The organism is Rathayibacter sp. PhB179, assembly GCF_004345345.1.
GTDB classification, from domain to species: domain Bacteria; phylum Actinomycetota; class Actinomycetes; order Actinomycetales; family Microbacteriaceae; genus Rathayibacter; species Rathayibacter festucae.
In genome coordinates this window covers 330,212-348,858 of sequence record NZ_SLVD01000003.1, presented here as the reverse complement: position 1 = coordinate 348,858, position 18,647 = coordinate 330,212, and the positions used below count along the sequence as shown (strand labels likewise).

The window sequence follows — 18,647 nt, the reverse complement described above, 5'->3', positions numbered from 1 at the left end:
ATGCGCGCCAACGTCAATCTGTTCTGGCTGCTCGCCGGGTTCTTCCTCCTCGCGGACGTCACCTACATCCTCTGGTCGCTGATCGACACCGGCCAGGTCGAGTGGGTCGGCACCGTGGGCATCGCGCTCTCGTCGGTGCTGGGCGGCTTCATCGCCTTCTACGTCGGCCGGGTGCACAAGGCCCAGGGCGCTGAGCTGCCCGAGGACCGCCTCGACGCCGACATCGACGACGGTGACCCCGAGCTGGGCTTCTTCAGCCCGTGGAGCTGGTGGCCGCTGATCCTGGGCGGCTCCGCCGCACTGGCCTTCCTCGGCCTCGCGGTCGGCTTCTGGATCACCTACATCGCGGTCGGCCTCTTCCTGGTCGCGATCGCCGGCTGGGTGTACGAGTACTACCGCGGGTACTTCGCCCGCTAGGCGGACTGCACGGCTCCGAGGGCCGGGTGCAGGAGGTTTCGACCTCCGGCACCCGGCCCTTTCGCGTGGGGCGAGGGCGCCCGCGGGGCGGGTGCGGGCGTCTGTGGTCTGCCTCGGGCGTCCCGACACCGCGAACGGGCGTGAAACGGGCCCTGAAGGGCCCCCTGAGGCCGCCCCGAGTCCACTCGTGCTATCGCTGGGCCGCGAACGGACCCGTCACGGGCCTCAGCCGACTGCCTGCGTCCGTTCCGGAGAGTCTCGAAGGGCGGAGCACCCTTCATGCTGGTCGAGTAGCCCCGCAGCGGCGTATCGAGACCCGGCTTCCTCAACAGGGCGGGTCTGCAGACTCGTCCTTCTGACGTGGGTGGATCTACTTGGAAGAGACGCCCGCAGACATGCTGGTCGAGTAGCCCCGCAGGGGCGTATCGAGACCCGCGCACCCCAAGGACGTCGGTCTCTTCCCCGCTTGCACTCGCGCCGGAGGCGCCCCCTCCGCTCGATACGCCCGCTTCGCGGGCTACTCGATCAGCACTATCGACTCCACGGCTCGCTCCGCAGTACAGGTCGGCACACTGCGGGTTCTGAGGTGGGTGGATCTCCTTGGAAGAGTCACCCGCAGACATGATGGTCGAGTAGCCCTGCAGGGGCGTATCGAGACCCGCCCACCGCAAGGACGTCGGTCTCTTCCCCGCCCTGCGATGGCGCCGAAGGCGCCCCCCTCCGCTCGATTCGTGACCTGCTGTCGCTACTCGATCAGCATGGTTCCCGCCCGGGGGGAGCCGTCCGAGCCGCTGCGCGGCGTCTCGGGAGGTGGTGCCGCGTCGCCCACTCCATGGTGCGTGGGGGAGGAGCCGCGCTTTCTCCCTGGGCTTATCGAGACCAGCGGTCCCCAGCAGGGCGGGTCTGCAGACGCGTGTTCTGACAGTGGTGGATCTCGATACGCCCGCTGTGCGGGCTACTCGATCAGCATGTGCGGGGCGGTGCTGTCCATGATGGTCGAGGAGGCCCGCAGGGGAGCGTCGAGACCGGCCGTCCCCAGACGTGCGGGTCTGCAGTCTCGTGTTCTGACGGTGGTGGATCTCGAGACGCCCGCTGGGCGGGCTGCTCGATCAGCATGAAGGGCGGGCTCTGCTGTGCGGGGGTGCCGCTCGGTCAGTGGTGCGCTCTGTGAGGGGTGGTCGAACAGGGGACGACGAAGGGCCCGGACGCTGTGCGTCCGGGCCCTTCGGGAGAGGGAGTCAGTGCTCGCTGTGCGAGCTCTCGAGCTCCTTCTGGGTGACAGGGGTGATCCGGTCCTCGAAGAACCAGCGGGAGAGGCCGGCGCGCACGCGCTCCGGGGCGGTGATGCGGCCGCGGGAGTCCGGGCGGATCATGAGGGGCTCGTACTCCTCCTGGCCGACCAGCTTCCAGCGCTCGTACGCGTCGAGCTGCTGGTGCACCTCGATGAACTCGCCGCCGGGGAGGCGGACGATGCGGCCGGACTCGAAGCCGTGCAGGGCGATCTCACGGTCCTTCTTCTGCAGGGCGAGGCAGATGCGCTTCGTGACGAAGTACGCGATGACCGGACCGGCGAAGAGGAGGAACTGCAGGGCGTGGATGACGCCCTCCATCGTGAGGTGGAAGTGCGTCGCGATGATGTCGGAGGACGCCGCAGCCCAGAGGACGGCGTAGAACGTGACTCCGGCGGCACCGATCGCGGTGCGGGTCGCGGCGTTGCGCGGGCGGTCGAGCAGGTGGTGCTCGCGCTTGTCACCGGTGATCCAGGCCTCGAGGAACGGGTAGAGCAGGACGACGACGATGAACAGCCCGACCACGGAGAGCGGCAGGAGGATGTTGAACGAGATCGTGCCGAGGCCCGGGATCGCCCACTCGAGTCCCGGCGGGACCAGACGCAGGGCACCGTCGGCGAAGCCGATGTACCAGTCGGGCTGGGTGCCGGCGGAGACGGGGGAGGGGTCGTACGGGCCGTAGTTCCAGATCGGGTTGATCGTGAACAGCGAGGCGATGAGGACGACGACACCGAAGACGATGAAGAAGAATCCACCGGCCTTGGCGGCGTAGACCGGGAGCACCGGGTAGCCGACGACGTTCTGCTCGGTCTTGCCCGCACCCGGGAACTGGGTGTGCTTGTGGACGACCACGAACACGAGGTGCAGGGCGATGAACGCGAGCACCAGCGCCGGGAGCAGCAGGATGTGCAGGGTGTAGAGGCGGCCGACGATGTCGGTGCCGGGGAACTCGCCGCCGAAGAGGAGGAACGAGACCCAGGTGCCGACGATCGGGATGCCCTTGACCATGCCGTCGATGATGCGGAGGCCGTTGCCCGAGAGCAGGTCGTCCGGGAGGGAGTAGCCGGTGAAGCCCTCGGCCATCGCCAGGATGAAGAGGACGAAGCCGATGACCCAGTTGATCTCGCGGGGCTTGCGGAACGCGCCGGTGAAGAAGATGCGGAGCATGTGCAGGCCGATCGAGGCCACGAACAGCAGGGCCGCCCAGTGGTGGATCTGGCGCATCAGCAGGCCGCCGCGGATGTCGAACGAGATGTCGAGCGACGAGGCCATCGCCGCGGACATCTCGATGCCCTTGAGCGGCAGGTAGCTGCCCTCGTAGTGCGTCTCGACCATGGAGGCCTGGAAGAAGAAGGTGAGGAAGGTGCCCGACAGCAGGATGATCACGAAGCTGTAGAGCGCGACCTCGCCGAGGAGGAACGACCAGTGGTCCGGGAAGATCTTGCGGCCGAACTCCTTGACGACCGCCGAGATGCTCGTGCGCTCGTCGATGTAGTTCGACGCGGCCCCGACGTAGCCCTTCTGCAGCTTGCCGCTGCCGAGGATGACGCCGTCGCCGGGCTCCGCGGGCGACGCCGCGGGGCGGGAAGGTGTGGTGGTGGACATGTGTGTCATCGCTCCCAGAAGGATGGTCCGACCGGCTCCGTGAAGTCGCTGCGGGCGACCAGGTATCCGTCGGCGTCGATGGTGATGGGGAGCTGCGGAAGCGGGCGCTTCGCAGGACCGAAGATGACCTCGGCCTCGCGCTTGATGTCGAACTGCGACTGGTGGCACGGGCACAGGAGGTGGTGGGTCTGCTGCTCGTACAGCGCCACGGGGCAGCCGACGTGCGTGCAGATCTTGGAGTAGGCGACGATGCCGTCGTAGTTCCAGGTCTCGCGACCCTCGCTGACGGTCAGGTCCTCGGGCTTCAGGCGCATCAGGAGGACGGCGGCCTTGGCCTTCTCCTCCAGCTTGCCCTCGACCTCGTCGAGTCCCTCGGGGATGACGTGGAAGGCGGAGCCCAGCGTGACGTCCGATGCGAGGATCGGCGCTCCGGAGGGGTCCAGGGTGAGCCGCGTGCCCTCGCGCCACATCGTAGTCTTGAGGAGGGCGACGGGGTTCTGGTCCTGCGGTCCGAGGCCTCGGAACAGGATCACGGCGGGCAGGGGGAAGACGACCAGCGAGCCGATGAGGCTGTTGCGGATCAGCGAGCGCCGGCCGAAGCCGGACTCCTTGTCGGACTGGTCGAAGATCTCGAGCGCACGGGCACGGGTGTCCTCCGCGCTGCGGACGGGGTGGCGGATGTCGATGCCCTCGTGGTCGGACATCAGCTGCTTGCCCCAGTGGACGGCGGCGATGCCGATGCCCAGGAGTGCCAGCGACATGCCGAGGCCGATGAACAGCGTGTTCAGCCGGACCGACTCGATGTTCTCCGTGATCGGGAACGCCATGTAGGCGGCCACCGCGAAGATCGAGCCCGCGAAGGAGAGGTAGAAGAGCGTGTAGACCGTGCGCTCGGCCCGCTTCGCGACCTTGGGGTCGACGTCGGTCATCCGGGGGCGGTGCGGCGGGAGGCCCGGGTCCTGGACGCGGTCCCGCGTCACGACCGCGGTGCCGGCCGGAGCACTCCCGTGCCCGGTGGCCGACGAGGTGGCGAGGTCGGTGCCACCCTCATCGTGCTCTGCCATGGTTCTCCTTTTCACGCCGTGTCGACGCCGCTCGGCGTCGTGGGGGTCGAGCGCCCGCCAGGGCGCCGGTGTCTGCTAGTTGGATCGTGCGGTGATCCACACCGTCAGGGCGACGATGGAACCGAGTCCGAAGATCCAGAGGAAGAGGCCTTCGGCGACGGGGCCGAGGGAGCCCAGGGCGAATCCGCCCGGGGAGGGGTTGGCCTCGATGTACTTGAGGTAGGAGATGATGTCGCGCTTGTCTTCCGGCGAGATGTTGAGGTCGTTGAAGACCGGCATGTTCTGCGGGCCGGTGACCATCGCCTCGTAGATGTGCGCCTCGGTGACGCCGCCCAGCGGGGGAGCGAACTTGCCCTCGGTCAGGGCGCCGCCGGCGCCGGCGACGTTGTGGCACATCGCGCAGTTGATCCGGAAGAGCTCGGCGCCGTTGGCCGAGTCGCCCTGGGCGTCGAGGACCTCGCCGCTGGGGATGGCTGGGCCGGGCGCCAGCGAGGCGACGTAGGCCGCCAGCTCGGCGACCTGGTCGTCGGTGAACTGCACCGGCTTCTCGAGGGCCTGCGGGCCGTGCATCTGCATCGGCATGCGGCCGGTGCCGACCTGGAAGTCGACCGAGGCGGCGCCGACGCCGATCAGCGACGGGGCGTTGTCGGTGCCCGCGGCGTCGAGGCCGTGGCAGGTGGCGCAGTTGGCGGCGAAGAGCTTCGAGCCCTCGTCGATCGTCTGCTGGCTGGTGGCCGAGGTCTCCGCGGAGGCGGAGGTCGCGACGCCGACGGCCGCGTAGGTGCCGCCGGTGAGGCCGAGGCCGATCGCGATCAGGGCCAGCGTGGCCAGGGGGTGACGGCGACCCTTCTTGGCGCGGCTCTTCGTCTTCGGGGAGGCCATCGAGGCAACCTTCCTGCGGGGTTCGGGAGTGTGGTGGGGCATGGAGGCGGCTGGCCTCACTTCAGGAAGTAGATGACGACGAAGAGGCCGACCCAGACGACGTCGACGAAGTGCCAGTAGTAGGACACGACGATCGCGCTGGTCGCCTCCTTGTGGCCGAAGTTCTTGACGGCGAAGGCGCGGCCGATGACGAGCAGGAAGGCGATGAGCCCGCCGGTCACGTGCAGGGCGTGGAAGCCGGTGGTGAGGTAGAACGCGGAGCCGTAGGCGTTGCTCGAGAGGGTGACGCCCTCCGAGACGAGGGTCGCGTACTCGAGGACCTGGCCGCAGACGAAGACCGCGCCGAGGGCGTAGGTGAGGAAGAACCACTCGACCATGCCCCACTTGAACGGGCTGAGCCCGGTGGACCGGGGCTGCAGGCGCTCGGCGGCGAAGACGCCGAACTGGCAGGTGAACGACGAGGCGACCAGGATCACCGTGTTGACGCTCGCGTAGGGGACGTTCAGGATGCTGGTCTCGGCCGACCACAGCTCCGGTGAGGTGCTGCGGAGGGTGAAGTAGATCGCGAACAGGCCCGCGAAGAACATGACCTCGCTGCCCAGCCAGACGATCGTTCCGACCGCGACCGGGTTGGGTCGGTTCACTGCGGGCACGGTGGCCGTGGGGGAGAGAGAGGTGCTCGTCACACAGACCATTATGGACGATCGCAAGGGGGGGAACTCGCACTTCCCGTGGGGCCTTCGTAGTCGCATAATCTGAGAGCCATGTCGGAAACCCTGTCCTGGCCGCTCATTCTCGGCTCCCTCCTCGACTCCTCCGATCTCTCGGTGTCGGAGGCGACCTGGGCCATGGAGCGGGTGATGCAGGGCGAGGCCACGCCGGCGCAGCTCGCGGGCCTGCTGATCGCGCTGCGCGCCAAGGGCGAGACGGTCGACGAGATCGTCGGCTTCCGCGACGCGATCCTCGAGCACGCGGTGCCGCTGGACGTGGATCCGATGGCCCTCGACATCGTCGGGACCGGCGGGGACCGCTTCGGCACGGTCAACATCTCCTCCACCGCGTCGATCATCGCGGCGGCCGCGGGCACGCCGGTCATCAAGCACGGGAACCGCGCGGCGTCCTCCTCATCGGGCTCCTCGGACGTGCTCGCGGCGCTCGGCGTCGATCTGACGCTCTCCGCCGACCGGGTGGCCGAGGTGTTCCGCCGGACGGGGATCGCCTTCGTCTTCGCCGCGATGTTCCACCCGGGGTTCCGCCACGCCGGGCCCGTGCGGGCCGAGCTGGGCGTGCCGACCGTCTTCAACTTCCTGGGGCCGCTCTGCAACCCGGCGCGGCCGGAGGCGTCCGCCGTCGGGGTCGCGCACCTGGACCGGGTCCCGCTCTTCGTCGGGGTGTTCCAGACCCGCGGCGCGACCGCGCTCGTCTTCCGCGGCGACGACGGTCTCGACGAGCTGACCACCACCGGTCACAGCCACATCTGGGAGGTCTCGCGCGGCTCGGTCGTCGAGCACGACCTCGACCCGCGCGACCTCGGCCTGCGCCGCGCGAGCATCGACCAGCTCCGCGGGCGCGACGCCGCCTACAACGCGCAGGTGGTGCGCTCGGTCCTGGCCGGCGAGGAGGGGCCGGTGCGGGACATCGTGCTGCTGAACGCGGCGGCGGGACTGATCGCGTTCGATCTGGCGCGCGACCCGGGGCTGATCCGGACGGCGATCCTCGACCGCCTCCGCTCGGCGCTCGACCGCGCCGCGCAGGCGGTCGACTCGGGTGCCGCGACGGCGAAGCTGGACCAGTGGGTCGAGGAGACCCGGCGCGGCGCCTGAGCCGCGCGGCCGGGCCTGCGCGAGCCGGGACGGCGGGCGTAACGTGGAGCCGCTGTCCGCGACGGAGCGGAGCGCCCTGGAGGAGACCTCGATGAAGAAGCTCATCAACGACCCGAAGAACGTCGTCGCGGAGTCCGTGGCCGGATTCGGCCTCGCGCACGCCGACCTGGTGCGGGTCGAGCCCGATCCGCTGTTCGTGGTGCGCGTCGACGCTCCTCGGCAGGGGAAGGTCGGCATCGTCAGCGGCGGCGGCAGCGGGCACGAGCCCCTGCACGCCGGCTTCGTCGGAGTCGGCATGCTCGATGCCGCAGTGCCCGGGCCCGTGTTCACCTCGCCCACTCCCGATCCGATCGTCGCCGCCACGAAGGCGGTCGACGGCGGTGCGGGCGTCCTGCACATCGTGAAGAACTACACCGGCGACGTGCTCAACTTCGAGACGGCGGCCGACCTGGCCCTCGCCGACGACGTGGAGGTCCGCTCGGTGATCGTCGACGACGACGTGGCCGTCAAGGACTCCCTCTACACGGCGGGGCGTCGCGGCGTGGCCGGGACGGTGATGGTGGAGAAGATCGCCGGAGCGGCGGCCGAGCGCGGCGACTCGCTGGACGAGGTGGCGGCGATCGCCGAGACGGTCGTCGCGAACGTCCGCTCGATGGGCGTCGCGCTGCGGCCCTGCACGGTGCCGCACGCGGGGGAGCCGAGCTTCGAGCTGGCCGAGGACGAGATCGAGATCGGCATCGGCATCCACGGCGAGCCCGGCCGCGAGCGGATCCCGCTCGAGCCGGCCGACCGGATCGTCGACCGCCTGCTCGCGCCGATCCTCGAGGACCTGCCCTTCTCCTCCGGCGACGACGTCCTCCTCTTCGTCAACGGACTGGGCGGCACCCCGCAGGTCGAGCTCTACCTCGTCTACCGGCGTGCCGCGGAGGTGCTGGCCGAGAAGGGCGTGACGGTGCGGCGGAGCCTGGTCGGCAGCTACGTCACCTCGCTGGAGATGCAGGGGGTCTCGATCACGCTGCTGAAGCTGGACGACGCGCTGACGGAGCTCTGGGACGCACCGGTGCAGACCGCGGCGCTGCGCTGGGGACGCTGAGCGGCCCCGAGCAGAGGGCGGGCGCCCGGCCCGGACAGCGGCGCGCACACGACGACACGACCGCACGACGACACGACCGCACGACGACACGACGACACGACGGTCGCAGAGGCGACACAGGAAAGAGGACGGATCGATGCAGGACGGACAGGGAGCACTGGGGCTCGACGCGGCATGGGCTGTGGCGTGGATCCGGGCCGCGGCGCAGGCGGTCTCGGAGCACCGGGTGGAGCTGATCACACTCGACCGCGCGATCGGCGACGGCGACCACGGCGAGAACATGGACCGCGGCTTCCAGGCCGTGGTCGCGAAGCTCGACGCGGCTGCCGAGCTCGCGACTCCGGCCGAGGTGCTCAAGCTGGTGGCGACCACGCTGATCTCGACGGTGGGCGGAGCCTCCGGGCCGCTGTTCGGCACCGCGTTCCTCAAGGCGTCCGGCGCGGTCACCGGGCAGGAGTCGCTCGACGGTGCCGCGGTCGCGGCCCTGCTCGCGGCGGCGCGCGACGGGATCGTGCTGCGCGGCAAGGCCGAGGTCGGCGACAAGACGATGGTGGACGCGTGGACGCCGGCGGTCGAGGCCGCGCAGGCCGCCTCGGCCGACGGCTCCTCGGCGGCCGCCGTGCTCGCCGCGGCAGCGGACGCGGCACAGGGCGGAGCGGAGTCGACCGACCCGCTCGTCGCACGGAAGGGCCGGGCGAGCTACCTGGGCGAGCGGGCCGTCGGGCACCGCGATCCGGGCAGCGTGTCGAGCGTCCTGCTGCTGCGCGCCGCGGCCGAGGCGGCGGCGTGAGCGTCGGGCTCGTCCTCGTCTCGCACAGCGCGCGACTGGCCGAGGGACTTGTGGAGCTGGCGGCGCAGATGGCGCCCGACGTCGCGCTGATCGCCGCGGGCGGCACGGACGACGGCGGGATCGGGACGAGCTTCGAGCGGATCACCGCGGCGCTGGCCGAGGCCGACTCCGGCGAGGGCGCCGTGGTGCTCTGCGACCTCGGCTCGGCGATCATGACCGCGGAGACCGCGGTGGAGTTCCTGGACGACGAGGCGCGGGAGCGGGTCCGGATCGCGGACGCGCCGCTCGTGGAGGGTGCCGTGGCGGCGGCCGTGGCGGCGGGCACCGGTGCCGCGCTGGCGGACGTGCTCGCGGCGGCGGAGTCGGCGCGGGGCGCGCTGCTCGCCGAGTCGCCCGCGGCCCCCGCCGAGTCGGCGAGCGTGCGGCGGACGGTGCGGCTGATCAACCCGAACGGGCTGCACGCCCGGCCGGCGGCCGACTTCGTCACCCTCGCCACCCGCTTCGACGCGCGGATCGACGTGAACGGCAAGGACGCGACGAGCCTGCTCGGCGTGATGTCGCTCGGGCTCGACCGCGGTGACGAGGTCGCGATCTCGGCCACCGGTGCCGAGGCGGAGGAGGCCGTGGGGCGGCTCGCCGACCTGGTCGAGTCGGGCTTCGGCGAGGTCTAGCCGCCCAGGGCTCAGGGAGTCGCGGAAGGCGCCTCCTACCCTGGAGGCATGCCTCTGCGCGGAACCCGACCCCCGTCCGTCCTGCTCCGGCGCGTCCTCGCGGTGCCGCGCGCCGTGCGCCGGGCCGATGCCCGCGCCGCCCGGAAGCTCAACGCGCGCCGTCCGGTGCCGCTCGTGGACGGAGCGCTGGTCGGGCTCTCGCGCGCCGCCGATCACGGGGTGCTCTGGTTCGGGCTCGGGGCGCTGCTGCTCCTGGCCGGCCGGCCCCGCGAGGCGGCGCGGGGAGCGGCGTCGCTGGCGGTGGCGAGCGCCGCGGCGAACCTCGTCGGCAAGCAGCTCTTCGGCGGGGTCCGGCCGCTCGTGGTGGACGTGCCGGTGGGGCGGCGGCTCGCCCGCGTGCCCACCTCGCCGAGCTTCCCCTCCGGCCACGCGGCGAGTGCCGCCGCCTTCGCCGCCGGGGTCGCGCTCGAGAACCCGCGGGTGGGACTCGCCGTCGCGCCGCTCGCCGCGGCCGTCGCCTTCTCGCGCCTGCACGTCGGGGTGCACTGGCTCTCCGACGTGGTCGGCGGAGCGGCGCTCGGCGCGGTCGTCGCGGGCCTCGGGAAGGTGCTGGTGCCGGCGCGCCCGCGGCACGTCCCCGTCTCGGAGCGGACGAGCCGGCCGCCGGTCGACGTGCGTCCTCTCGGCGACGGAGCCGAGCTGCTGGTGGTGCTCAACCCGAGCGCCGGGCGCGACTCGCACCGGCCGGATCCGGAGCCGCTGATCCTGCAGCGCTTCCCCGCGGCGCGGGTGCACCGGCTGGCCGAGGGCGAGGACCTCGGCGACGTGGTGCGCTCGGCGCGCGCCGGCGACGCTCCGCCCGAGGTGCTGGGCGTCTACGGCGGCGACGGGACGATGGCGGTCGGCGCGGGGCTCGCGCGGGCCGAGGGGATGACGCTCCTGGTGCTGCCGGGCGGGACGATGAACCACTTCGCCAAGGCGCTGGGCCTGGTGACGATCCAGGACGCGCTCGACGCGGCGGCGCACGGCGAGCGCCGCGACGTCGACGTGGCCGAGGTGACGGCCGGGGACGCCGAGCCGGTCACGGTGCTGAACACCGTCTCGATCGGGCTGTACCCGGAGTTCGTGGCCGCGCGGGAGAAGCGCGAGAAGGTGATCGGCAAGCCGCTCGCCGCGGTCCTCGCCGCCTTCGAGGTGGTGCGCTCGACCGACCCGTTCGAGCTGCGGCGCGACGGGCGGACGGAGCTGGTCTGGTCGTACTTCGTCGGGGTGAACCGGGATCACCCGCGCACCGCGACGCCGCTCGCCCGCCGGCGCCTGGACGACGGGCAGCTCGACATCCGCGTGCTGCACTCGGGACGGACGCCCCGGACCCGCGGGGCGGTGTCGCTGGCGCTCGGGCGGGGCGCGACGCCGGTGGTCGGGCGGGTGCCCGGCTGGCGCGCTCCGGTGGTCGAGTCGGCCAGCACCGCGGGCGTCGTGGTGGGCGCGCGGCGACCGGCCGGCGTGGACCCGGAGTGGGCGCACGACGGCGAGAGCGAGGTGTTCGACGGCGAGCCGGACGGGTTCCACGAGGCGAGGGTCCGGATCGTGCCGCTGGCGCTGCGGGTCTACTCGGCGGCCGACGACCGCGGGCACGGCGAGGGCGGTGCCGGGAAGTAAAGCCCCCGGCGGATGTCCGCCGATCCGCCTGCGCGCCGGGGAGCGCGTGCCACCCTGGGGAGGGAGCCGGCCGGGCTCTCCTGCAGCCGGCCGCTCCGCCGACTGAAGGAGTCCGCCGTGCGACGCATCCACTACGCCGAGGGGAGCGTCCTCACCGGGGACGACATCGCGGACGCGGTGCTCGAGTACGCCCGGATGCTCGCCTCGACGGCGACCGCGGCCACGGTGGAGATCCCCGTCCGACGCGGTGGCGGCGTGCTGACGGCCCGGCTGCTGCTCGGACCGTCGAGCCAGATGCTCGTCGAGGACGAGCCCGAGGACGCCGCGGAGATCGTCGACGAGGCGCTGGTCGCGGAGCTGGCCGACCGCGCCCGCCGGCTCGGCCGGCCCGTGCCGATGGCGACCGACGACGACCTGGCGATCCCGCTGGACGTCCTCGACTACTGAGCCGAGTCCTGCGCGTCCGGGCGCTGGGCCGCCGGTCGGTCCGTCGCGGTCAGGGCCCGCTCGAGATCGTCGAGCGCGGGCACCTGCCCGGCGGTGATCTCCTCGCGGGCGCGCTCGAGCGGCAGCCACTCCGCGCGCTCGATCTCCGGGTAGGTGCGGACCACTCCGGAGCCGCGCGGCCACTCGAGCTCGAAGGTGTTGCTGGCGACGAAGGCGATGTCGGCGGCGCACTCCGCGGCGAAGACGGTGACGGTCTTCCCGGAGCGCTGGCGGTAGGCACCGAGGAGCGCGTAGTCGAGGTCCGGGGCGGCGACGCCGATCTCCTCCTCGAATTCGCGCTGAGCGGCGTCGAGCGGTGCCTCCTCTGGCGTGTGCAGGCCCTTGGGGATCGACCAGGCCCGCGGGCGGCGGGTCCACAGCGGGCCGCCCATCCGGCCGAGGAACACCTCGCGCTCGCCGTCACGCAGCCGGTGCAGGAGGATCCCCGCGCTCGTGGGTCCCGTCATCGCCGCGCTCCGCTCATCCGCCCATCCTGCCGTGTGACCGGGCCGCCGTGGAAGGATCGAGGGGCCGACCCGCGATCCGCCCGGAGTGACCCGCATGAGCAGCACCGAGACCAGCCGTACCCAGACCAGCGCCGCCGAGACAGTCCACACCGAGACCGGCACCGGCGCCGAGACCGTCGGCGGTGCTGGGACCGGCATCGGAACGAGCGCCGGGACGACCGGCCGTGCGCTCGTCCTCCGGAGGCTGCGGGAGGAGCTCGGTGACGCGGTGACGACCGAGGGGCCGGACTTCGAGTCCGCGCACACCGACAAGTCGGGGTGGACCGCCGGCGGACGTGCGCTCGCGCTGGTCCGCGCGCGCTCGGTCGCCGACGTGCAGGCGACGCTCCGGATCGCCACCGAGCACCGGGTTCCGGTCGTCCCGCGCGGTGCGGGGACGGGGCTCGCCGCGGGGGCCGTCGGCCGCGACGGCGCGATCGTGCTCTCGACGGCGGCCATGGACCGCATCCTGGAGATCTCGCTCGAGGACGAGCTCGCGGTGGTCGAGCCGGGCGTGCTCAATCAGGCGCTGTCGGACGCGGTCGCCGCGGACGGGCTGATCTTCTCGCCGGACCCGGCGAGCAAGGCGATCTCGAGCATCGGCGGCAACATCGCCACCAACGCGGGCGGGCTGCTCTGCGCGAAGTACGGGGTCACCCGCGAGGCGGTGCTCGGTCTCGCCGTCGTGCTGGCCGACGGGCGCCTGGTGCGGACCGGGCGGCGCAGCGTGAAGGGCGTCGCCGGCTACGACCTCACGGCGCTGCTGACCGGCTCGGAGGGGACGCTCGGGGTAATCGTCGAGGCGACGGTGAAGCTCCGGCCGATCCCCGCGGGCCGGGTGGTCACGATCGGCGCGTACTTCCCGAGTGTCGTCGTGGCCGCGGCCGCCTCGGCGGCGATCACGGCGGCCCGGCTGCGACCGGCGGTGATGGAGCTGATGGACGAGGGGGCGCTCGCCGCGATCGCCCGCTACACGGGCGCGCAGCTCGACCGCGGCGCCGCCTACCTGCTCGTGCAGACGGACGGCGGGGGAGCGGAGGACGAGGCGCGCCGGATCCTCGCGATCGTCACCGGGGCCGGCGGGGACGCCGAGTCGACGGACGACCCGGTGGCGGGCGAGGCGCTGCTCGCGGTGCGGCGGGCCTTCCATCCCGCGCTCGAGGCCGAGGGCGAGGTGCTGATCGAGGACGTCTGCGTGCCGCGCTCGGCGCTGCCCGCGATGTTCGCCGCGATCCGCGGGATCGAGGAGCGCACCGGGCTGAGCATCCCGACCGTGGCCCACGCGGGCGACGGCAACCTGCACCCGAACTTCGTCGTGCCAGCAGGGTCCGACGGGGTCGGCGAGGAGGTCTGGGCGGCCGCGGGCGAGCTGTTCCGCACGGCGCTCGCGCTCGGCGGCACTCTCACGGGCGAGCACGGGGTGGGGCTGCTGAAGCGGCGCTGGCTCGCGGAGGAGCTCGGCGAGGACTCCATGGCGCTGCAGCGCGGGATCAAGGCGGTGTTCGATCCGCTGGGGATCATGAACCCGGGGGCGGTGTACTGAGGGCTCCCGCCCGGGGTCAGAGGAGCTCCTCGGCGAGCAGCCAGGCCGTCAGCACGATCGTGGCGGCCGACATCAGCCAGTAGAGGATCGTCTCGCGCCAGGAGCCGGCCGAGCCGAGGACGGGGATCGCGGCGTAACCGCCGGACGTCCAGAGCCGCCGCAGCACGGGCGTGCGGCGCACCCAGCGCGGGGAGCGGATCCGCAGCGGCCAGAGCCAGTTGATCCCCTCGGTGGTGAGGGCGTCACCGGCGACGTGCACGAGGTAGCCGAGGGTCGCGGCGACCTGCAGCCAGGCCCAGGTGCCGTCGGCGAGGGTGACCAGGAGCGCCGTCACGACGAGCGCGCCGGCCCAGGCGATCGGCCAGGAGGGCGCCGCCCTGACCGCCTTCGCGGCGAAGGCGATCGCCGGCAGGGTGAGCACGGCGGCCAGCGAGACCGGGCCGACGAGCGGCACGGGGAAGCGCAGGGCGACCAGGAGCGGGATCAGGTACCAGACGACGGCCACGGCGAGCAGGGAGTGCATCCCGTGCCGGTGGCCGCCGCTGATGCGGCCGGCGGTCGCGGTGAGGAGGGACGCGCCGGGTGCCGAGCGCGAGATCGTCGCCCGGGCGTGGTCGGCGTCCGGGACGAGCGCCCAGCCGGCGGCGACGCCGAGACCGACGAGCCGCAGGTCGAGCGGCAGGCCGGCGAGGCCGAGCGGCGCGGCGAGGGCCGGGACGGTCGTGACGACGGACCAGGCGAGCGCGCCGGAGACGGCGTGGGAGCGACCCATCACGAGAGTGCCTCCGCGGGGTGGAGATGCGCGGGTGGAGATGCGGAAGGTGGAGAGGAGGGAGGTGGTGGGCGATACCGGACTCGAACCGATGACCTCTTCCGTGTGAAGGAAGCGCGCTACCAACTGCGCCAATCGCCCTGACGGCCGTCTTGTGGACGACCCGAGAAACGATCGTAGCGGATCCGCGGCGCTCCGATGCACCGGGAACGGCGCGCCACGCCCGGGTGAACAGCGGGTTGCGGGCCGGTTTCGCGCGGAACGACGCGGGTCCGGCGTCGCGGTGCACGAATCGGGGCGCCGTCGATTTGGAAGTTCGCGCGGCGTTCGGATACAGTCTTCTAGGTCGAGCCGGGCAGCGAAAGCGCCGGGGAGACGGGCAAGACCAGCAATCGGTAGCAAGACAGCAATACAACACATCATGCGGATGTGGCGCAGTGGTAGCGCATCACCTTGCCAAGGTGAGGGTCGCGAGTTCGAATCTCGTCATCCGCTCGAAGAACCGGCCCCCGGGCCGGTGTTTCACCTGGTCGGCCCCGGGAGCTCACGCTCCGAGGGGCCGCCGACACCGAATCCCGTACACGGTGGATTGGCCGAGAGGCGAGGCAGCGGCCTGCAAAGCCGTATACACGGGTTCGAATCCCGTATCCACCTCGATCGTTCACCGAGCGAGGCGCTCCTCCGGGAGCAGCGGGCGATTGGCGCAGCGGTAGCGCGCTTCCCTGACACGGAAGAGGTCACTGGTTCGATCCCAGTATCGCCCACCACGACGACACCCCCGGCCCCGGCCGGGGGTTCGTGCGTTAATGGACCGGATCGGTCTAGCCTCGCAGGGTGTCAGCCTCGATCGCCGTCGGTCACGGCACCGTCCTCCGCCTGATCGTCCGCGAGGACGGTCCCGCGCTCGCCGAGGCGTACCGCCGCAACCGGCGTCGCCTCGCGCCCTGGGAGCCGCTGCGGTCGGCGCGGTTCTTCGAGGCCGGCGGGCAGACCGACGCTATCGCCGACGCGCTGCACGGGTACCGGTCCGGGGCGCTGCTCCCGCTGGTGCTCGAGCGCGGCGACCAGCTCGTCGGGCGGGTGACGCTCTCGAACGTGGTGCGCGGCGCCTTCGACAGCGCGGACCTCGGCTACTGGGTCGACGCCGAGCTGGAGGGCCGTGGGGTGATGACCCGCGCGGTCGGCGCGACCCTCGGCCTCGCCCGTGACGAGCTGCGGTTGCACCGGGTGCAGGCGGGCACGCTGCTGCACAACGTCGGCTCGCAGACGGTGCTCGAGCGCAACGGCTTCGAGCGGATCGGCGTGGCCCGGCGCTACCTGCGGATCGCGGGGGAGTGGCAGGACCACCTGCTCTTCCAGGTGCTGCTCGAGGACGCCGCGACGACGCCGCTGCTGCCGCCGCAGCCCTCGCCGATGCTGCTCGTCTAGGGTGAGCGCGCCGACGCTCGCTCGGCGCGGGCAGCCGGAGGGACGACGGACGATGAGGCGCACGATCGGCGGACGCGGGTTCGACTTCGAGCGGGAGGTCGCGGTGATGGCGGTCGTGAACCGCACGCCGGACTCCTTCTACGACAAGGGCTCCACCTTCGCGCTCGACCGGGCCGTCGACGCCGCGGTGCGGGCCGCCGAGCAGGGCGCCGACTGGGTCGACATCGGCGGCGTCCCCTTCGGCCGCGGGCCCGCCGTCTCGCTGCAGGAGGAGCTGGACCGGGTGGTGCCGGTGGTCGCGGCCATCCACGGGCGCAGCGACGTGGTGATCTCCGTCGACACGACCCGCGCCGAGGTGGCCCGGGCGAGCATCGCCGAGGGCGCCTCCGTCGTCAACGACACCAGCGGGCTGCACGATCCCGGGATGCTCGCGGTGCTCGCGGGCTCCTCCGCCCAGCTCGTCGTCACCCACAGCGTCGGTGCGCCGCGCAGCGAGCCCACGGCGCCGCAGTACGACGACGTCGTGGCCGAGGTGATCGAGCACCTGCGCGTCCGGGTGGACCGTGCGCGGGCCGCGGGGATCCCCGACGACCGGCTGATCGTCGATCCCGGGCACGACCTCAACAAGAACACGCTGCACACGCTGGAGCTGACGCGGCGGCTGGGGGAGCTGTCGGTCCTCGGGCTGCCGGTGCTCGCGGCGGTGTCGAACAAGGACTTCATCGGCGAGACCCTGGACCGGCCGCAGGGCGAGCGGCTGGAGGGCTCGCTGGCGGCGGCGGTGATCTGCATCCTGAACGGCGCGCGGATCGTGCGGATGCACGACGTGCGGCAGGCGGTGGACGCGGTGCGGCTGACGGAGGCGGTGCTCGGCTGGCGGCAGCCGGCCTATCTGCGTCACAACGTCGCGGCCGACGAGACGGCGGACCGCGCGTGAGCGCGGCGATCGACCGGCTCCGGCCGGCGCCCGCCCAGGACCTCGACGACGGCCAGCTGCTCGCGGCCTACGCGGACGGCGCCGGTGACGCGTGGCTGCGGGTGAACTTCGTCTCGAGTATCGACGGCGCGGTGACCCGAGAGGGGGTCTCGGGGGCGCTGGGCGGCGAGGCGGATCTGCGGGTCTTCGACCTGCTGCGGCGCCTGGCCGACGTGGTGCTCGTCGCGGCGGGCACAGTGCGGACCGAGGGCTACGGGCCGATGGTGCTCGGCGACGAGGCCGCGGTGGCGCGGACGGCGGCGGGGCTGCCTCCGCATCCGGTTTTCGCGATCGTGTCGGGGTCGCTGGACCTCGATCCAGGGTCGCGGATCTTCACGGAGGCGCCGGTGCGGCCGATCGTCGTGACGACCGGGGCGTCGCCGGAGCGGCGGCGCGCGGAGCTGGCCGAGGTCGCGGACGTGCTGGTCTGCGGCGAGGACGCCCTGGACGCGGGACGGATGCGCGCGGCGCTCGTCGAGCGCGGGCTCGGCCGGATCCACTGCGAGGGTGGTCCGGGCCTCCTCGGCACACTGCTGGCCGCTGACGCCGTCGACGAGCTGTGCCTGACGATCAGCCCGTCGCTCGAGTCGGGCGACGCCGGCCGCATCGCCCGCGGCGCTGCGACGCCGCGGGACCTGCGCCTGGCCCACGTGCTGGCCGCCGGCGACACCCTCCTCCTCCGCTACCTGCGCTGACCCCTCCCGCGAGATGCCACTTGTGCACAGGACACGCCGAGGATTGCGTGCACAAGTGGCATCTCGCGGGAGGGTGGGGGCATGAGCGGGCCGGATCTGAGCAGGCAGACGTCGATGGTCGGGGTGCGGGTGCCCGAGGTGGCGATCGCGCTCAACGGGGGAGTCGCGCCGGAGCTGGTGTGGCGGAACCAGCTGGACGGGCTGACGTTCCGGGTGCGGGACGGGTACCTGAAGTGGAATCCGCGGGCGAGCGGCGTCGACCTCGGGCGGGAGGCGGTGCGGCTCGAGTGGCTCGCCGGACGGCATCCGGTGCCGCGGATCCTCGAGCGCGGGGAGGACGCCGAGGCGCAGTGGCTGCTGACGGCGCCGCTCGACGGCGCGAGCGCGGTCGCTCCGGAGTGGATCGCGCGGCCGGAGGAGGCGGTGCGGGCGATCGCGGCGGGGCTGCGGGCGGTGCACGCACTGCTCGTGGCCGAGGTGCCCGCGGCGCTGCGCGGCGACTCGTGGTTCGATCGGCGCCCCGCGGCGCTCGGTGCGGCTCCGGCGCTGGACGAGCCCGTCGTCGTGCACGGGGACGCCTGCGCGCCGAACACCCTGATCGGTGTCGACGGCCGCTGGTGCGCCTCCGTCGACGTGGGCGATCTCGGCGTGGGCGACCGCTGGGCGGATCTCGCGGTCGCGGTGGTCAGCCTCGGCTGGAACTACGGCGAGGGCTGGGGGCCGCTGCTGCTCCGCGAGTACGGGATCGGGCCGGACGAGGAGCGGGCGCAGTACTACCGGGAGCTGTGGCGGCTCGAGTCGTGAACCGAGTGCGACTCGGGAGCTCGGCCATGGTGATCGAGCAGCCCGTGGAGCGGGCCTATCGAGAGCCGCCGGCGTCGGAACATGCGGCTGCAGTCCTGCCGTGCTGAGGACGGGGGGTCTCGATGCGCCCCTGGCGGGGCT

18 protein-coding genes and 4 tRNA genes are annotated in these 18,647 nt (G+C 72.5%); 15 read left to right on the top strand and 7 right to left on the bottom strand.

All coding sequences use genetic code 11. From position 1 onward, the window contains the following. Entirely contained in the window at positions 1-417 is a 417-nt protein-coding gene (locus EDF43_RS08850; RefSeq protein WP_123446154.1) for a cytochrome c oxidase subunit 4, read from the top strand. A gap of 1,238 nt (positions 418-1,655) precedes the next feature. Here the strand turns inward: EDF43_RS08850 and EDF43_RS08845 are convergent. The 4 genes from EDF43_RS08845 to EDF43_RS08830 form a co-directional block, all read right to left on the bottom strand. After that, positions 1,656-3,311, bottom strand: coding sequence for a ubiquinol-cytochrome c reductase cytochrome b subunit (locus tag EDF43_RS08845; protein ID WP_132436337.1), 1,656 nt, complete (start codon positions 3,309-3,311; stop codon positions 1,656-1,658). A gap of 5 nt (positions 3,312-3,316) precedes the next feature. Further along, positions 3,317-4,375 (bottom strand): Rieske 2Fe-2S domain-containing protein, encoded by a 1,059-nt coding sequence (locus EDF43_RS08840; protein WP_132436335.1) that lies wholly within the window; start codon positions 4,373-4,375, stop codon positions 3,317-3,319. 75 nt (positions 4,376-4,450) lie between these two features. After that, on the bottom strand, positions 4,451-5,257 hold the full coding sequence (locus EDF43_RS08835) for a c-type cytochrome (RefSeq protein WP_123735878.1): 807 nt from the start codon (positions 5,255-5,257) through the stop codon (positions 4,451-4,453). Positions 5,258-5,313: 56 nt separating this feature from the next. Further along, complete coding sequence (locus EDF43_RS08830; RefSeq protein ID WP_123446158.1) at positions 5,314-5,952, bottom strand: heme-copper oxidase subunit III; 639 nt, start codon at positions 5,950-5,952, stop codon at positions 5,314-5,316. A gap of 69 nt (positions 5,953-6,021) precedes the next feature. Between EDF43_RS08830 and trpD the strand changes: the two genes are divergently transcribed. The 6 genes from trpD to EDF43_RS08800 all read left to right on the top strand — a co-directional run bounded on the left by trpD (position 6,022) and on the right by EDF43_RS08800 (position 11,743). Beyond that, positions 6,022-7,080: an anthranilate phosphoribosyltransferase gene (gene trpD / locus EDF43_RS08825; RefSeq protein WP_123735877.1), complete on the top strand. Its 1,059-nt coding sequence runs from the start codon at positions 6,022-6,024 to the stop codon at positions 7,078-7,080. Between the two features lie 91 nt (positions 7,081-7,171). Next, entirely contained in the window at positions 7,172-8,173 is a 1,002-nt protein-coding gene (gene dhaK / locus EDF43_RS08820; protein WP_123704887.1) for a dihydroxyacetone kinase subunit DhaK, read from the top strand. A gap of 136 nt (positions 8,174-8,309) precedes the next feature. Beyond that, the gene (dhaL, locus tag EDF43_RS08815) at positions 8,310-8,963 is read left to right on the top strand and encodes a dihydroxyacetone kinase subunit DhaL (protein ID WP_185019968.1); all 654 of its coding nucleotides are present in this window, start codon (positions 8,310-8,312) and stop codon (positions 8,961-8,963) included. After that, positions 8,960-9,634 (top strand): dihydroxyacetone kinase phosphoryl donor subunit DhaM, encoded by a 675-nt coding sequence (dhaM, locus tag EDF43_RS08810; RefSeq protein WP_123733009.1) that lies wholly within the window; start codon positions 8,960-8,962, stop codon positions 9,632-9,634. Before dhaL ends, dhaM begins: the two co-directional genes overlap by 4 nt. A 48-nt stretch (positions 9,635-9,682) precedes the next feature. After that, complete coding sequence (locus tag EDF43_RS08805) at positions 9,683-11,296, top strand: bifunctional phosphatase PAP2/diacylglycerol kinase family protein (RefSeq protein WP_132436333.1); 1,614 nt, start codon at positions 9,683-9,685, stop codon at positions 11,294-11,296. Positions 11,297-11,413: 117 nt separating this feature from the next. After that, positions 11,414-11,743: a hypothetical protein gene (locus tag EDF43_RS08800; protein ID WP_123735875.1), complete on the top strand. Its 330-nt coding sequence runs from the start codon at positions 11,414-11,416 to the stop codon at positions 11,741-11,743. On the opposite strand, the gene EDF43_RS08795 is transcribed toward EDF43_RS08800, so the two are convergent. Continuing rightward, positions 11,737-12,249, bottom strand: a complete 513-nt coding sequence (locus tag EDF43_RS08795) for an NUDIX domain-containing protein (protein ID WP_132436331.1) — start codon at positions 12,247-12,249, stop codon at positions 11,737-11,739. The two genes, EDF43_RS08800 and EDF43_RS08795, sit on opposite strands and share 7 nt — an antisense overlap. Before the next feature lie 94 nt (positions 12,250-12,343). Between EDF43_RS08795 and EDF43_RS08790 the strand changes: the two genes are divergently transcribed. Beyond that, positions 12,344-13,831 carry an FAD-linked oxidase C-terminal domain-containing protein gene (locus EDF43_RS08790; RefSeq protein WP_132436329.1) on the top strand — a complete coding sequence of 496 codons (1,488 nt, stop codon included), beginning with the start codon at positions 12,344-12,346 and terminating at the stop codon, positions 13,829-13,831. Between the two features lie 16 nt (positions 13,832-13,847). On the opposite strand, the gene EDF43_RS08785 is transcribed toward EDF43_RS08790, so the two are convergent. Both EDF43_RS08785 and EDF43_RS08780 read right to left on the bottom strand, forming a co-directional pair. Continuing rightward, positions 13,848-14,603 (bottom strand): metal-dependent hydrolase, encoded by a 756-nt coding sequence (locus EDF43_RS08785; RefSeq protein ID WP_132962491.1) that lies wholly within the window; start codon positions 14,601-14,603, stop codon positions 13,848-13,850. A gap of 65 nt (positions 14,604-14,668) precedes the next feature. After that, a tRNA-Val gene (locus EDF43_RS08780) sits at positions 14,669-14,744 on the bottom strand. Between the two features lie 282 nt (positions 14,745-15,026). On the opposite strand from EDF43_RS08780, the gene EDF43_RS08775 reads away from it, so the two are divergent. From EDF43_RS08775 to EDF43_RS08745, 7 genes are all read left to right on the top strand, one after another. Continuing rightward, positions 15,027-15,098: transfer RNA gene (locus EDF43_RS08775), tRNA-Gly, on the top strand. A gap of 88 nt (positions 15,099-15,186) precedes the next feature. Next, positions 15,187-15,257: transfer RNA gene (locus EDF43_RS08770), tRNA-Cys, on the top strand. A gap of 38 nt (positions 15,258-15,295) precedes the next feature. Beyond that, positions 15,296-15,370: transfer RNA gene (locus EDF43_RS08765), tRNA-Val, on the top strand. A 67-nt stretch (positions 15,371-15,437) separates the two neighbouring features. Next, positions 15,438-16,031 (top strand): GNAT family N-acetyltransferase, encoded by a 594-nt coding sequence (locus tag EDF43_RS08760; RefSeq protein WP_132436325.1) that lies wholly within the window; start codon positions 15,438-15,440, stop codon positions 16,029-16,031. A 52-nt stretch (positions 16,032-16,083) separates the two neighbouring features. Continuing rightward, on the top strand, positions 16,084-16,968 hold the full coding sequence (gene folP, locus EDF43_RS08755; RefSeq protein ID WP_132436323.1) for a dihydropteroate synthase: 885 nt from the start codon (positions 16,084-16,086) through the stop codon (positions 16,966-16,968). Next, complete coding sequence (locus EDF43_RS08750) at positions 16,965-17,702, top strand: pyrimidine reductase family protein (protein ID WP_132436321.1); 738 nt, start codon at positions 16,965-16,967, stop codon at positions 17,700-17,702. Before folP ends, EDF43_RS08750 begins: the two co-directional genes overlap by 4 nt. Before the next feature lie 81 nt (positions 17,703-17,783). Then, on the top strand, positions 17,784-18,506 hold the full coding sequence (locus EDF43_RS08745; RefSeq protein WP_165909059.1) for a phosphotransferase: 723 nt from the start codon (positions 17,784-17,786) through the stop codon (positions 18,504-18,506). The last annotated feature ends 141 nt before the right edge of the window (positions 18,507-18,647 follow it).